Raw genomic sequence first — 13,008 nt, 5'->3', positions numbered from 1 at the left:
CCGATGAGAGGCTGCTGCGTTCTTCCTCGTGAAAGAGTGGCCCAACCTCTCGTGGCCTCCCCATAATGGGCGGATGGCCGGAGACCAGGGGAGTGCCAATTCCTTCAAATTGGCCGCGATTGGATCGACGCGCCTCGTCCGGCTGCTCGGCGACTGGCAGACCGGTCGCCTCGCACTCCATGAAGACCTGGCCGCGCAGCTGCGCCGGCTCATCCGGTCCGGGGTGCTCTCCTCGGGAACGCGCCTTCCGGCCGAGCGCCCGCTCGGCCAGGCGCTGAACCTGAGTCGCAACACCGTCAGCAGAGCGCTCGACGTGCTCCGGGGCGAAGGCCTGCTCTCGAGCAGACAGGGCGACGGCACCTACGTCACCTTCCGCCCGATGCCCGGCTCCCATCGCGGCGACGATCGCCTGGGCTCCTTCGTCGGCGGTCGCGATCTGCGGAGGATCGACCTGCGGAGTGCGGCTCTTCCCGGCCTGTCGATGGTCACCGACGAGATCGCGAGGCTGGACGGATCACGCATGCGAGCGCTCGTCGCGTCCCACGGCTACGAGCCCGTCGGCCTGCCCGAGCTCCGCATCGCGGTGGCCGAGTACTACTCGAACCTGGGGCTGCCCACCGAGCCCGAGAACATCCTCGTGACGTCCGGCGCTCAGCAGGCTCTCCGGCTGTTCGCCGCCTCGATGGTCAACCGAGACGCGACCGTGGTGCTCGAGGAGCCCTCCTTCCGCGGGGCGATCGAATCGCTCAAGGCGCTCGGAGTGCGGATCGTGGGGGTGCCGTCCGGGGCCGACGGGATCGACATCGACAAGCTGGCCAGCACGGTGGCGCGCGTCTCTCCGGCCCTGATCGTCCTGCAGTCGACCGTGCACAACCCGACAGGATCCGTCCTCGACGGCTTCCGGCGGAGCCGGGTGGCGGCGATCGCCGCGCGACACGGCGTCCCTGTCATCGACGACGCCACCCTTGCGGACACCATCATCGACGGTGATCGCCGGCCCATCCCCTGGGTGCGGGGAGCGACCTGATCGTCACCGCGGGCTCGCTCAGCAAGTCGTTCTGGGGCGGTCTGCGCGTCGGCTGGCTGCGCGCGCACCCCGACATCATCACGGAGCTCGCCTCGGTGAAGGGCGGCATGGATCTCGGCACCTCGCTCCTCGCGCAGCTGGTCGGCAGCCAGCTCCTGCCGAAGATCGAGAGCGCCCGGGACGAGCGCTTCCGCACGCTCTCCGAGTCGCGCCGGCTGGCCCTCGAGGCGATCGGCGAGCTCCTGCCCGAATGGGCGCCCCAGATGCCCCAGGGGGCGGCTCCCTGTGGATCCGGCTGCCCGAGCCGGGCGCCAACGCCTTCGTGCAGCGGGCGGAGCGCTACGGGGTGCGTCTGCTGCCGGGAACCACGTTCAGCAGTGCCGACCAGTTCGACGATCACGTGCGCCTGTCCTATGCGGACAGCCCCGAGGTCACGCGGCACGGCATCGAGCTCCTCTCCCGGGTCTGGCAGGAATGGCGCCCGTCGATGGATGCCGGGGACGCGCGCCCCGCCATTTAGGAGCCAAACGCTTCCAATTGGCCCTCTCGTAGTCGATTGGCCCCCGCGAGGATGAGGGCACAGCGGAGCATTCTGTGCTCCCCGACACCGATGTCGCACCTTCCGTGGGCGGCGCCGGTCGACGAGAAGAGAGAGCAATGCCGAACGCACCTGAGACCGGCAGGCGGGGCGGTCTCACCCCCGCCACCGCCGTTGTGATCGAGCCACAGCCATGGGGCCGCCTCGAGTGGATGGTGTCCGACGCCATCGGCAACTCCGATGTGCTCACGGTGGGCAAGTGCTTCATCCAGCCCGGGGAAGCAATCCCGTGCACCACCACCCGAACTGCGACGAGGTGCTGCACGTGATCCGCGGACGCATCCGTCACCGGGTCGGGTCCGAGTACGTCGAGATGGGGGCCGGCGACACCATCTCCATCCCCGTGGGGTCGGTCCACAACGCGGAGAACATCGGCGACGAGGAGTGCGAGCTCCTCATCACGTTCGACACGGCGCGCCGCCAGGTGGTGGGCGAGTGAGCCGCCATCGCGTCGCGATCGTCGGGGCGGGCAACGTCAGCGACATGCACTTCCGCGGCTACCTCGAGCACCCCGACCGGGTCGACGTGGTCGCCGCGGTCGACCCGATGCCGGAGCGGCGGGCCTGGGTCGAGGAGACCTTCGGGATCCCCACCTTCGCCGACATCCCGGCCCTCGTCGCCGGCGCCGACTTCGACGTCGCCGCCGTCTGCACGCCGAGCAGCGTCCGGCTGGAGGCGGTCGGGGAGCTGGCTGCGGCCGGCAAGCACATGCACGTCGAGAAGCCGATGGCGGACGGGGTGGAGGAGGCGCGCCGGATCGTCCAGGTGGCCGAGGACGCCGGAGTGCTTCTCGCGGTCGACCAGAACTTCCGGGACCACTACTCCTTCGGCCTCGCCCGCGACGCGATCCGCGCCGGACGCATCGGAGCCGTGCGCGGCATCGACCACCGCGAGCTGATGTGGCGGGAGGTGACGGGCTGGCGAGCGGAGGCGACGCACCACGCGCTCTCCGTCATGGGTGTGCACTGGTTCGACGGATTCCGGTACCTCCTCGACGTCGACGCCGACTGGCTGGTGGGAACCGCGTGGCGCTCGCCGTCGATGGAGGCCTCGGGCGAGACCGACGCCGTCATCCACGTCCGGTTCGGGGAGGTCGGCGTCAACTACACGCAGAGCTTCTCGAGCCGCTTCGAACGCGTCGAGACGATCGTCCTGGGCGAGACCGGGACGCTGGCCTTCGGCTACGACACGCTCCAGATCGCCGACGCCGACGGCGTCGAGACGATCGACAACCCGTGTGCCGGGCCCGGCAAGCCGCTCTCCGCGTACCGCAGCCTGGAGCGCCTCCTGGACGCGATCGACGAGGGTCGCGAGCCCACGAACTCCGGACGGGACAACCTCAAGACGCTGTCGCTGCTCGACGCGGCCTACCGGTCTGCGGCGACGGGGGAGACCGTCGAGTTCACGAACGGGGTGCTCGCATGAAGATCGCCTTCTCCAAGCCGACCCGCGACGAGGAGGAGCTCGCCACGCTGCTCACGGGGTATCGCGCCGAGGGCTACGAGGGACTCCAGCTCAAGATGGGGCAGTTCCTCCCCTTCGTGGACGACGCAGAGGGCTTCCGCTCCCGCTGGGGCGACGACCCGGGAACGGTCTCCGGCCTCATCTTCTTCGACGACCTGTCGGACGGTGGCAAGGAGCGCCTCCAGGCCACCATCGACTTCGCCGGCGCGGTGGGTGCGGAGAGGGTGATCTTCTGCCACAACCGCGACCGCGAAGGCGTCACGCCCGAGGTGCTCCGCGGTTTCGCCGGCACGCTCGCCGACTACGCCCAGCGCGCAGGCGACCGGGGCGTCCGCTTCTCACTGCACCACCACTACGGCCAGCCGGTCATGCTTCCCGACGACGTCGAGGAGTTCTTCGGCGCAGCGGACGGACGCATCGGGCTCACGGTGGACACGGCGCACCTCGCCAAGAGCGGGATCGAGGACATCCCCGGCTTCCTGAGCCGCTTCGCCGACATTGTCGACAACATCCATCTGAAGGACTACGCCGGCGGCGAGTGGCGCCTTCTCGGCGAAGGCGAGCTCGACCTCACGGGCATCCTCGGACAGCTGCGCAGTCAGGGCTTCCAGGACTGGCTCTGCGTGGACGAGGAGTCCGCCGCCCCCTGCAGGTCGGCCTGCGCCAGTCGCGCGCCTGGCTCGACGCGCACCTCTGAACCCTCTGCACCACCTCTCATCAACGACGAAGGAGAACCCATGTCCCTGCGATCAGGGCGCACCCGCGCCCGCGTCCTCGCCCTCGGTGCGGCCGCAGCGGTGGCCGCCGTCCTCACCGCCTGCAGCCCCGGCGGAGCAGGAGGAGGCGCCGCCTCCGAGGCTCCCAAGGATGGAAAGGTCACGCTCACCTGGTGGGACTACTACGCCCCGGGCGCCACCGAGGACGCGCTCCTCGGCCTGCTGGACAAGTACCAGAAGGAGAACCCGAACGTGACGGTCGAACGGCAGTTCATCGCCTACGAGGACCTCAAGAAGAACCTGCTGCAGTCCGCGGGAGCGGCGGCGCTTCCCGACATCGTCGTCATCAACGGACCCGACCACGCTCAGTTCGCGGAGCTCGGCATCGCGGCGGACCTCACGGACAAGCTCAAGGAGTGGGGCGAGCTCGACAAGTATCCGAAGGGCGTCATCCAGTCCTCCTCGCTGAACGGCAAGAACTACGGCGTGCCGATCACCGCGAACTGCCTCGCCCTCTTCTACAACAAGGCTCTGCTCGCCGACGCGGGCCTGAAGCCGCCGACGACCTGGGACGAGCTCGAGTCGACCGCGAAGGCGCTCACGACGCCTGACCACTACGGCTTCGCCTACTCGGCCATCAACAACCAGCAGGCCGTCTTCCAGTGGCTGCCCACCCTCTGGCAGGCCGGAGGCGACCTGACCAAGCTGGATTCGCCGCAGGCCGCCACCGCCCTCGAGTACTGGTCCGGTCTCATGCAGGACGGCAGCGTGTCGCGGGAGGCCCTCAACTGGGACCAGGCCGCCGTCGCGAGCGAGTTCGCGCAGGGACGGGCCGCCATGATGATCAACGGCCCCTGGCAGTTGCCCTTCCTGGCGAAGGAGGCGCCGAACCTCGACTACGGCGTCGCGCTCCTGCCTGCCGGCAAGGAGAAGGCGTCAGCGCTCGGTGGCGAGAACTACATGATCGTCGACGGGCCGCACACCGACGCCGCCTGGGATCTCGTCAAGTGGATGCAGAAGCCTGAGAACGTCGAGGCTCTCGCCGCCGGCTCCGGCAGCCTGCCCACCCGCACCGACGTCGACCCCTTCACCGACGATGCGAACATCGCGGTCTTCGCCGACGAGCTCAAGGTGGCCCGGCCCCGTGCCTACGGTGCCAACTACGCCGAGATCGCGGACCAGGTGGTTGCGGCCATCCAGAGCGTGCTCACCGGATCGTCCGACGCCAAGAGCGCCCTGGGTACGGCCGCGACGGCTGTGAAGCCGCTGCTGCCGAAGGGATGACCGTCACCGTCCGCTCCCGTCCGACGGCGGCCGCCCCCATGGGGCGGCCGCCGGCCGGCGGAGCCGTGGCTCCGGCCTCAGCCGCTACCTGTTCGTGCTGCCGGCCGTGCTGTTCCTCGTCGCGTTCATGTTCTACCCGCTCGCGTACACGTTCTATCTCAGCGTCTTCGACGTCAACGCGGCGAACTTCATCCGCGGCGGCGCCCCGTTCATCGGGCTGCAGAACTACGGCGAGTTCCTCTCCTCGCCCGGCTTCTTCCCCTCCCTCGTCATCACCCTGATCTTCACGCTGGGGTCGCTGCTCTTCCAGCACACGATCGGGTTCGCCTTCGCCGCGTTCTTCAACCGCGGCTTTCCCCTCTCCGGCTTCCTCAGGGCGATCATGCTCGTCGTCTGGGTGCTTCCCGCGGTCGTCTCGGCGAGCCTGTGGCGCTGGATCTACAGCGGCAGCTACGGCCTGCTGAACGCCTTCCTCGGGTTCCTCGGGATCCACACCGAGGAGGCCTGGCTCACGAACCCCAACCTGGCGCTGATCGCCGTGATCGTCGCGAACGTGTGGGTGGGCATCCCGTTCCACATGCTCCTGCTCTACGCGGGCCTGCAGGGCATCCCGTCCTCGCTCTACGAGGCGGCGAGCATCGACGGCGCCGGGCCGTGGCAGAAGTTCCGGAGCATCACCATCCCGATGATGCGGCCCGTCATCCTGACGACGCTGCTCCTCGGGTTCGTCCACACCTTCAAGGCGTTCGACATCATCTACGTGATGACCTCGGGCGGTCCGGCCAGCGCGACCAACGTGCTGTCGATCGCCGTCTACCAGCTCTCGTTCAACTACTTCCGGCTGGGCGACGGCGCCGCCGCGGCGAACATCCTCCTCGCGATCCCGCTCTTCCTCTCGATCGTCTACCTGTGGCTGCGCCGCAGAGAGGAGTCGTCACTGTGAGCGTCGCTCCCGCTCCCCGAGTCCACCGGACGCGCCGCAAGTGGCACCTGACCGCCATCGGCATCGTCCTGGTCGGCCTGTTCATCTTCCCGCTCTACTGGATGATCACCACCTCGGTGAAGACGCCCGACGAGCTGTTCGCGAGCCCGCCGACCTGGGTCCCGACCCACCTGGACCTGGACAACTACGCCATCACGGTGTTCGGCAACGCCCAGATGATGCGCTCGCTCGGGAACAGCGTGCTCATCAGCGTCGGCACCACCGTGCTGACCCTGCTGCTCGCGACGCCGGCGGCCTACGCGATGGCGCGCCTCCGGCTGCGCTGGACCGGCCTGCTGCTGCTGCCGTTCCTCGTGGCACAGCTGCTCCCCGCCATCAATGTTGCGCTGCCGATGTTCGCGCTGTTCAGCCAGTTCGGACTCGTGAACACCTACCAGGGCGTGATCCTCGCGGACACCGTGAACGCTCTCCCGTTCGCCGTGATCGTGCTGCGGCCCTTCTATCTCGGCATCCCACGCGAGCTGGAGGAGGCGGCCTCGGTCGACGGAGCGACGCGGTTCCAGGCCTTCTTCCGGATCGTGCTGCCCCTCGTCCGCCCCGGGCTCGTGACCGTCGGCGTGTTCGCGTTCGTGATGACGTGGGGGAGTTCGTGTTCGGCCTCACCCTGGCGACCAAGCAGGAGTTCCAGCCGGTCACCGTGACGCTCAACTCGTTCATCGGCCAGTACGGCACCCAGTGGGGTCCGCTCATGGCGGCGTCCACGATCGTCGCGATCCCCATCGTGATCGTCTTCGTCATCTTCCAGCGGTACATCACCGGAGGCCTCGCCGCCGGGTCGGTGAAGGACTGAGGCGGCTGCCCGCGGTGCGAGGGCCGGTCATCGCCCCCTCGCAGGTCTGGTAACGTTGTACTCGCATCGCGGGGTGGAGCAGCTCGGTAGCTCGCTGGGCTCATAACCCAGAGGTCGCAGGTTCAAATCCTGTCCCCGCAACGAAAGAGAAAGGCCCCGCTTCGGCGGGGCCTTTCTCTTCGTTGAAGGGACCGGACGCGCACGTGCTCGTGGGCCCACGCCGCGAGGGGCGCGGTGGGCCGGTTGAATCGGTGACCGGCCTACCAGCGCTCACGTCTCGCGGTCAGTAGTCCGTGTCGTGCCCCGAGTCGGTCGCGATCAGGTCGGTGGCGTCCTCCTCGGAGAACTCCACCTCCTCCCACTGCAGGGGGATGCCCGCGGTGAAGAGGACCTCGAGGCTTCCCTTCCTGCTTTCGGATCGGGGAAGGGTCACATACCCGCCGCCCGCGCGCACCGCCGCCAGGATCTCCTGCTTCAGGCCGCTGATATCGGCGGAGTTGGGGATCGCGAACTCCCGGTTCCCGAAAGACAATCGGTGCAGGATCACGTAGTGCTTCCGCTCTGTTCCGGGGCCGAATCCGGCCTCCTCTCCTGACGGTACGAGGAGGAAGGACTCTGTGCCGCCGCAGGGCGCCCCACTTCTGGCCTTGCCGGGCCCCCATCGGGCCCAGGGTGAGGGGCTAGGCGCGCCACCAGGTGTCGAGTGCGGAGGCGGGCACCTGACGCTTGTGCTCCGTCGCGCGGTAGCGGGTCTCGATGGCCTGGGCGACCTCGTCCGGGACGTCGCCGCCCTCCAGGTACGTGTCGATCTGGGCATACGTGAGGCCCAGGTTGGCCTCGTCGGTCTGGCCCGGGTTGCCGTCGAGGAGATCGGCGGTGGGCGCCTTCTCGTAGAGGCGGGCGGGCGAGCCGAGATGCTGCAGCAGGGCGCGGCCCTGCCGCTTGGTGAGTCCGGTCAGCGGGGTCAGATCGACGCCGCCGTCGCCGTACTTGGTGAAGAAGCCGGTCAGCGCCTCCGCCGCGTGATCGGTGCCCACCACGAGCAGGCCGCGCTCGCCCGCGATCGCGTACTGGGCGACCATGCGCATGCGCGCCTTGACGTTGCCCTTGTTGAAGTCGGACAGCGTCTGCCCGGTGGCGTCCGCGTAGTCCTCGACGACGCCGTCGACGCCGTTCCGGATGTTCACCGTGAGCCCGGGCGGGGCGCCGATGAACCCGAGCGCGAGCTGCGCGTCATCCTCGTCCGCCTGGACGCCGTAGGGCATCCGCACCGTGACGAAGGTGCGCTCCTTCCCCTGCTCCGCGAGCCCCTCGATCGCGAGCTGGCACAGCCGGCCGGCGAGGCTCGAGTCCTGGCCGCCGCTCACGGCGAGGACGAGTCCTTTCGCTCCCGAGTCGAGGAGGTAATCGGTGAGGAAGCCGACGCGCTCGCGCACCTCGCTCGCCGGATCGATCTGGGGCCGGACGCCGAGGGCGGCGATGATCTCCTGCTGAAGTGGACGCATGGAGCCAGTGTTCCGTATGGACCCGGTGCGGCGCACGGCGTTGCCGGCCATCAGGAACGGACGGGGTTCGCCCCGAAAGCGCCACTCGGCGGAAAGGCACGACGGTGGTCGCACCCGGGTGGAAGGATCGCGGGGTGAGTCCGCGCGCCCTTGTCCTGTTCGCCGCCCTCGCGATCGCGTGGGGGATCCCGTATCTGCTGATCAAGGTGGCGGTCGGCGAGCTGGACCCGGCGATGGTCGTCCTCGCCCGGAGCGCGCTCGGGGGCTGGTCCTGCTGCCGCTCGTCCTGCTGCGCCGCCAGGTGATGCCGGTGCTGCGCCGGTGGAAGCCGCTGCTCGCCTACACGGTCGTGGAGATCGTGCTGCCGTGGTTCTTCCTCAGCTCGGCCGAGACCCGGCTGCCCAGCTCGACGGCGGGGCTGCTGCTCGCCGCGGTCCCGCTCGTCGGAGTCGCCGTGGCGTTCCTCTCGGGAAGGCCCGAGCGCTTCTCCCTGCCCAACTGGATCGGGGTGCTCCTCGGGATGCTGGGGGTGGCCGCGCTCGTCGGGCTGGATGTCGCAGGCTCGGACCTCGTCGGCGTCGCCGAGATCGCGGTGGTCGTGGTGGGCTACGCGATCGGCCCCGTCATCCTCGTCCGCTGGATGTCGGACTTGCCGGGTACCGGCGTCGTCGCGGTGTCCCTGCTGCTCTCCGCACTGATCTACGTGCCGGTCGTCGCCCTGACGGGAGGCTGGCCGGCCGAGCCGCCGTCGGCAGCCGCGATCGCCTCGGTGGTCACGCTCGCGGTCGTCTGCAGCGCGGCCGCGTTCCTCATCATGTTCGCGCTCATCGCGGAGATCGGTCCCGTTCGCACGACGACCATCACCTACGTCAACCCGGCGGTCGCGATCATCGCCGGCGCGGTCGTGCTCGGGGAGCGGGTCACCATCTGGACGATCATCGGCTTCGCGCTCGTGCTCGCGGGGTCGTTCTTCGTGACGCGGCGGCGCCGCGATCCGCTGCCGACGACGGAGCCGGCGGCGGTCGAGACGGCCACGGGCTAGGGCGAAGGGGAGCCGACGGCGCCGAGCCTCAGGCCCGGACCAGCGCGCCCATCTCGGCGACGACCGTGCGGATGCGCCCGGCGAGCTCGTCGGGCGACGTCGCGTTCCAGCGATGCACCGCCTCCACGAGCGCGGCCATGACGAGCGTCGCGGCGGTGCGTGCGGTCTGCTCGTCGGTGCGCTCGACCGCGGCCGCGACGATCGCGAGCCGCAGGTCCGCCATCCAGCGCAGCACCATGGGCACCAGCTCCGGGCGGGACCGCACCAGGTCCTTCATCCGGATGCGCTCAGACGGCAGCTCGAACGTGTGGGCAGCCAGGTCGCAGAGGTCGTCGACGAGGCCGCCCGGGCCTCCTGCGAGGAACCGCCGGCGGACGTCCTCGGTGACCAGGACGACGGGCAGGCCGAGGGCGGCATTGCCCTTCGACGGGAAGTAGTTGAAGAAGGTGCGCGGCGAGACGCCGGCTTCGGCGCAGATCTCCTCGACCGTCACGCCGGCGAGCCCGCGCTCGCCGATCAGCCGGACCGCGGCCTCGTGCAGGGCCTGCCGCGTCTGCCGCTTCTTGCGCTCGCGCAGGCCCGGCTCGGCGGGGTCTCCGGGACCGGGAGGCAGCGCCTCGGTGTCCTCGGTGATGCTCACAGCAGCTCCTCGGGAGTGGTGGGGGAGGGCCGCCCGTCGAGACGGGCGGCCCTCGATGAGTCAGCGACGCCGAGCCGGCTCGGGTGCGCCCTCGCTGATCGGGCCGGTGAAGGACCCGGCCTCCGCGGCGGCGAGGCCCGCCTCCGACTCCAGCTGTGCGCTGGCGGCGGCGTGGTCGTCGGCCTGCTCCTGCAGCGCAGAGCGCTGGCGCAGCGGCGGCACCTTGAAGAACAGGCTCAGGAGGAACGCGAGCAGGATCACCGCGAAGCCCACCCAGAAGACCATGACCGTCGAGGTGTTGAAGCCGGTGAGGAACGGCCGCGTGAGGCGCTGGTCGGCCCCGTTGAGGAACGACGTGTCGCTGATGCTGCCCGACGAGCTGGACGCCGAGCTTCCGGCGGACCCCGTGATCTTGTCCGCGATCTTGGGCTCCACCTGTCCGACCCAGTAGCCGCGCTGGGCGGCGTCGGTCCAGTCGACCGCGAGCTTGCCGTCGATGACCGAGGCGTGCGCCTGATCCGCGGCGGCGGCCAGCGCCTGCTGCTCAGCCTGCGGCCGGGCGGCGGCGACCTGCTGTCCGATGATCGTCGCGGCGGCCGCGGCGGGGATCGCGCCGGCGTCGACCTGCTGCTGGACGGCGGCCGTGACCTGCTGGGTCACGGCCTGGTCCGCGGCGGCGGTCGCCTGCTGCGTCCCCGTGTCGAGACCGGTCTGGATCTGCTCCCGGACCGGCGTGACGATGGGCGACCAGATCGCCTTCATGGCGCCGGCGTTCTCGGGAGCGCCGGCCACCGAGGGGGTCAGCGCGGCGTCGAGGGCGCTCGTCAGGTCCGCCTTGTTCCCCATGGCGCCTGCGATGTTCGTCGGCAGCGCAGCGAACAGGATCGACAGCAGCACGGCGGTGCCGAGCGTGCCGCCCATCTGGCGGAAGAACGTCGCCGCACTGGTCGCCACACCCATGTCCCGAGGTCCGACGGACGCCTGGGAGGCGAGCGTGAGGCTCTGCATGAGCTGGCCGAGGCCGAGACCGATGAGGAACATGGCGATGAACAGGAACCACAGCGGCTTGTCGATCGTCATGAAGGTCAGGACGATGTAGCCGATCGTGGTGAACGCCGTGCCGAGCACCGGGAAGATGCGGTACTTGCCGGTGCGGGCGACGATCTGGCCCGAGGCGATCGACGCGATCATCAGGCCGCCCACGAGCGGCAGGGTCGCGAAGCCGGACTGCGTCGGGTCGAGGCCGAGGACGATCTGGACGTAGAGCGGCAGGGTGAGCATGGCGCCGAACATCGCGAAGCCGACCAGGAAGCCGATGACGGTCGCCATCGAGAAGGTGCCCGAGCGGAACACCTTGAGCGGGATGATCGCGTCGTCCTTCATGAGCGACTCGACGACGATGAACGCGGCGATGCCGAGCGCGCCGATGACGTAGCAGGAGATCGAGGCGGCGGAGCCCCAGCCCCACGTGCGGCCCTGCTCGGCGACGAGCAGCAGCGGGCCGAGCGCGAGGATCACGGTCGTGGCGCCCCACCAGTCGACGCGCGCCTTCCCTGTCCGTCGCCGATCTTCGGCAGGTGGAGGAACGCGAGAACCATGGCGAGCGCCGCGATGCCGATCGGCACGTTGATGAGGAGCACCCAGCGCCAGCCGTCGATGAAGAGGATCTGGTCTGCGCCCGCGAGCACGCCGCCGAGCAGCGGACCGATGACAGAGGAGATGCCGAAGACCGCGAGGAAGTAGCCCTGGTACTTCGCGCGCTCACGCGGGGCGAGCATGTCGCCGAGGATCGCGAGCGGCAGCGACATGAGCGCACCGGCGCCGATGCCCTGGACGCCGCGGAAGGCGGCGAGCATCAGCATCGAGGTCGAGAAGGACGCGAGGATCGCGCCGAGCACGAAGACCGCGATGCCGAAGACGAACAGCGGGCGGCGGCCGAAGATGTCGGAGAGCTTGCCGTAGATGGGCGTCGAGATCGTCGAGGCGATCAGATAGGCCGTGGTCACCCAGGCCTGCTGGTCGAGTCCGTGGAGGTCGTCGCCGATCGTGCGGATCGCGGTCCCGAAGACCGTCTGCCCGAGAGACGAGAGGAACATGCCGGCCATGAGGCCGTAGATGACGAGGAGGATCTGGCGGTGCGTCATGATCGGCTTCGCCCCGAAGTCGGGGCCGGCCGATGCAGGCCGTGCGCCCTGCGCGGCCGCTGGTGCGGTGGTGGTTGACATGAGTCCTTTAGGGAAATGGGATTAGAGGAAGCGGCAAGCGCACGTCCGCGGACAGCCCGGCAAGTCCGGAGCGGTCGCGAACAGTCATTGCAGTGAGTGCAACTTTACAATCTGTGCACCTATTCCCGGTCGCTCGACCCGCCCATTTTTCCGAGAGGACCGCGGTGACCTCGCTCCGCCCGCCGTCCGAGGATGCGCTCGCCGACGAGGGGATGCTCGTGGTCGCGGCCGCGCTGCGGCTCGCGCTGAAGAATCGCCTGATCCTCCGTGCCGTCGCCGAGCGCGCGGACTTCGACGAGGGCTGGCTGTTCGAGTCCTCCGGAGCGAGATCGCCGTGCTCGTCGCCGAGAAGGAGGCCGAGAACGTGCGGCTCGCCGGAATGATCCCGCGGGCGCACCGTCGCCGCGGCACTCCCTATGCCGCCGACGACTACCGCAGGCGCGACGTGCCCGTGCTCGAGCTGCGGCAGAGGGTGAACGCCGGCCTGATCGAGCGCCTCCGCGCTCTGGCCGGGGACGAGGACTGGATGCGCCGTCAGGTTCAGGAGGCTCGGGAGGCCGCGCTGATGGAGATCGTCCATCCGCGCCTCGACCCGCCTCCGCCGGCGCTCGACGACCTGTACTGGAGCGAGCGGGACGATCGGATCGCGAGGCTCGCTCTCGACCTGGCGGAGCTCGCGTCGGAGTCGGGCTGACGGAGGAAGGCCCGGCTACG

At 69.6% G+C, this 13,008-nt stretch carries 15 protein-coding genes, 1 tRNA gene and 1 pseudogene; 13 read left to right on the top strand and 4 right to left on the bottom strand.

Going from position 1 to position 13,008, the window contains the following annotated elements; translation table 11 throughout:
* Positions 1–109 precede the first annotated feature (109 nt).
* The 9 genes from QUE51_RS02210 (at position 110) to QUE51_RS02170 (ending at position 7,023) form a co-directional block, all read left to right on the top strand.
* Positions 110–1,027 (top strand): aminotransferase-like domain-containing protein, encoded by a 918-nt coding sequence (locus QUE51_RS02210; protein ID WP_286277998.1) that lies wholly within the window; start codon positions 110–112, stop codon positions 1,025–1,027.
* A 250-nt stretch (positions 1,028–1,277) separates the two neighbouring features.
* Positions 1,278–1,547: a hypothetical protein gene (locus QUE51_RS02205; RefSeq protein WP_286277997.1), complete on the top strand. Its 270-nt coding sequence runs from the start codon at positions 1,278–1,280 to the stop codon at positions 1,545–1,547.
* A gap of 277 nt (positions 1,548–1,824) precedes the next feature.
* Positions 1,825–2,064 (top strand): cupin domain-containing protein, encoded by a 240-nt coding sequence (locus tag QUE51_RS02200; RefSeq protein ID WP_286277996.1) that lies wholly within the window; start codon positions 1,825–1,827, stop codon positions 2,062–2,064.
* A complete protein-coding gene (locus QUE51_RS02195) occupies positions 2,061–3,050 on the top strand; it encodes a Gfo/Idh/MocA family protein (protein ID WP_286277995.1) in 990 nt (329 codons plus the stop codon). Before QUE51_RS02200 ends, QUE51_RS02195 begins: the two co-directional genes overlap by 4 nt.
* Positions 3,047–5,089 (top strand): extracellular solute-binding protein, encoded by a 2,043-nt coding sequence (locus QUE51_RS02190; protein WP_286277994.1) that lies wholly within the window; start codon positions 3,047–3,049, stop codon positions 5,087–5,089. The genes QUE51_RS02195 and QUE51_RS02190 overlap by 4 nt, the downstream gene beginning before the upstream one ends.
* A 94-nt stretch (positions 5,090–5,183) precedes the next feature.
* Complete coding sequence (locus QUE51_RS02185) at positions 5,184–6,032, top strand: carbohydrate ABC transporter permease (protein WP_286277993.1); 849 nt, start codon at positions 5,184–5,186, stop codon at positions 6,030–6,032.
* Positions 6,029–6,733 carry a carbohydrate ABC transporter permease gene (locus QUE51_RS02180; protein ID WP_286277992.1) on the top strand — a complete coding sequence of 235 codons (705 nt, stop codon included), beginning with the start codon at positions 6,029–6,031 and terminating at the stop codon, positions 6,731–6,733. The genes QUE51_RS02185 and QUE51_RS02180 overlap by 4 nt, the downstream gene beginning before the upstream one ends.
* Positions 6,682–6,882 carry an ABC transporter permease family protein gene (locus QUE51_RS02175; RefSeq protein ID WP_286277991.1) on the top strand — a complete coding sequence of 67 codons (201 nt, stop codon included), beginning with the start codon at positions 6,682–6,684 and terminating at the stop codon, positions 6,880–6,882. The genes QUE51_RS02180 and QUE51_RS02175 overlap by 52 nt, the downstream gene beginning before the upstream one ends.
* 67 nt (positions 6,883–6,949) lie before the next feature.
* Positions 6,950–7,023 (top strand) — tRNA-Met (locus tag QUE51_RS02170).
* A gap of 142 nt (positions 7,024–7,165) precedes the next feature.
* Here the strand turns inward: QUE51_RS02170 and QUE51_RS02165 are convergent.
* Both QUE51_RS02165 and nadE read right to left on the bottom strand, forming a co-directional pair.
* Positions 7,166–7,414 carry a hypothetical protein gene (locus QUE51_RS02165; protein WP_286277990.1) on the bottom strand — a complete coding sequence of 83 codons (249 nt, stop codon included), beginning with the start codon at positions 7,412–7,414 and terminating at the stop codon, positions 7,166–7,168.
* Positions 7,415–7,562: 148 nt separating this feature from the next.
* On the bottom strand, positions 7,563–8,387 hold the full coding sequence (gene nadE, locus QUE51_RS02160; protein ID WP_286277989.1) for an NAD(+) synthase: 825 nt from the start codon (positions 8,385–8,387) through the stop codon (positions 7,563–7,565).
* Positions 8,388–8,521: 134 nt separating this feature from the next.
* On the opposite strand from nadE, the gene QUE51_RS02155 reads away from it, so the two are divergent.
* Together QUE51_RS02155 and QUE51_RS02150 are read left to right on the top strand one after the other, a co-directional pair.
* Positions 8,522–8,692 carry a hypothetical protein gene (locus tag QUE51_RS02155; protein WP_286277988.1) on the top strand — a complete coding sequence of 57 codons (171 nt, stop codon included), beginning with the start codon at positions 8,522–8,524 and terminating at the stop codon, positions 8,690–8,692.
* A 5-nt stretch (positions 8,693–8,697) separates the two neighbouring features.
* Positions 8,698–9,429, top strand: a complete 732-nt coding sequence (locus QUE51_RS02150) for a DMT family transporter (protein WP_286277987.1) — start codon at positions 8,698–8,700, stop codon at positions 9,427–9,429.
* A 28-nt stretch (positions 9,430–9,457) separates the two neighbouring features.
* On the opposite strand, the gene QUE51_RS02145 is transcribed toward QUE51_RS02150, so the two are convergent.
* Positions 9,458–10,069: a TetR/AcrR family transcriptional regulator gene (locus tag QUE51_RS02145; protein ID WP_286277986.1), complete on the bottom strand. Its 612-nt coding sequence runs from the start codon at positions 10,067–10,069 to the stop codon at positions 9,458–9,460.
* A 60-nt stretch (positions 10,070–10,129) separates the two neighbouring features.
* Positions 10,130–12,294: pseudogene (locus tag QUE51_RS02140) on the bottom strand (MDR family MFS transporter).
* A gap of 164 nt (positions 12,295–12,458) precedes the next feature.
* Here QUE51_RS02140 and QUE51_RS02130 point away from each other — a divergent pair.
* Together QUE51_RS02130 and QUE51_RS02125 are read left to right on the top strand one after the other, a co-directional pair.
* On the top strand, positions 12,459–12,677 hold the full coding sequence (locus QUE51_RS02130; protein ID WP_286277983.1) for a hypothetical protein: 219 nt from the start codon (positions 12,459–12,461) through the stop codon (positions 12,675–12,677).
* The gene (locus QUE51_RS02125; RefSeq protein ID WP_286277982.1) at positions 12,629–12,988 is read left to right on the top strand and encodes a hypothetical protein; all 360 of its coding nucleotides are present in this window, start codon (positions 12,629–12,631) and stop codon (positions 12,986–12,988) included. The genes QUE51_RS02130 and QUE51_RS02125 overlap by 49 nt, the downstream gene beginning before the upstream one ends.
* Positions 12,989–13,008: the final 20 nt, after the last annotated feature.

Origin of the sequence: Naasia aerilata, from assembly GCF_030296595.1 — a bacterium.
GTDB classification, from domain to species: domain Bacteria; phylum Actinomycetota; class Actinomycetes; order Actinomycetales; family Microbacteriaceae; genus Naasia; species Naasia aerilata.
This window is presented reverse-complemented; position numbering and strand designations above follow the sequence as displayed.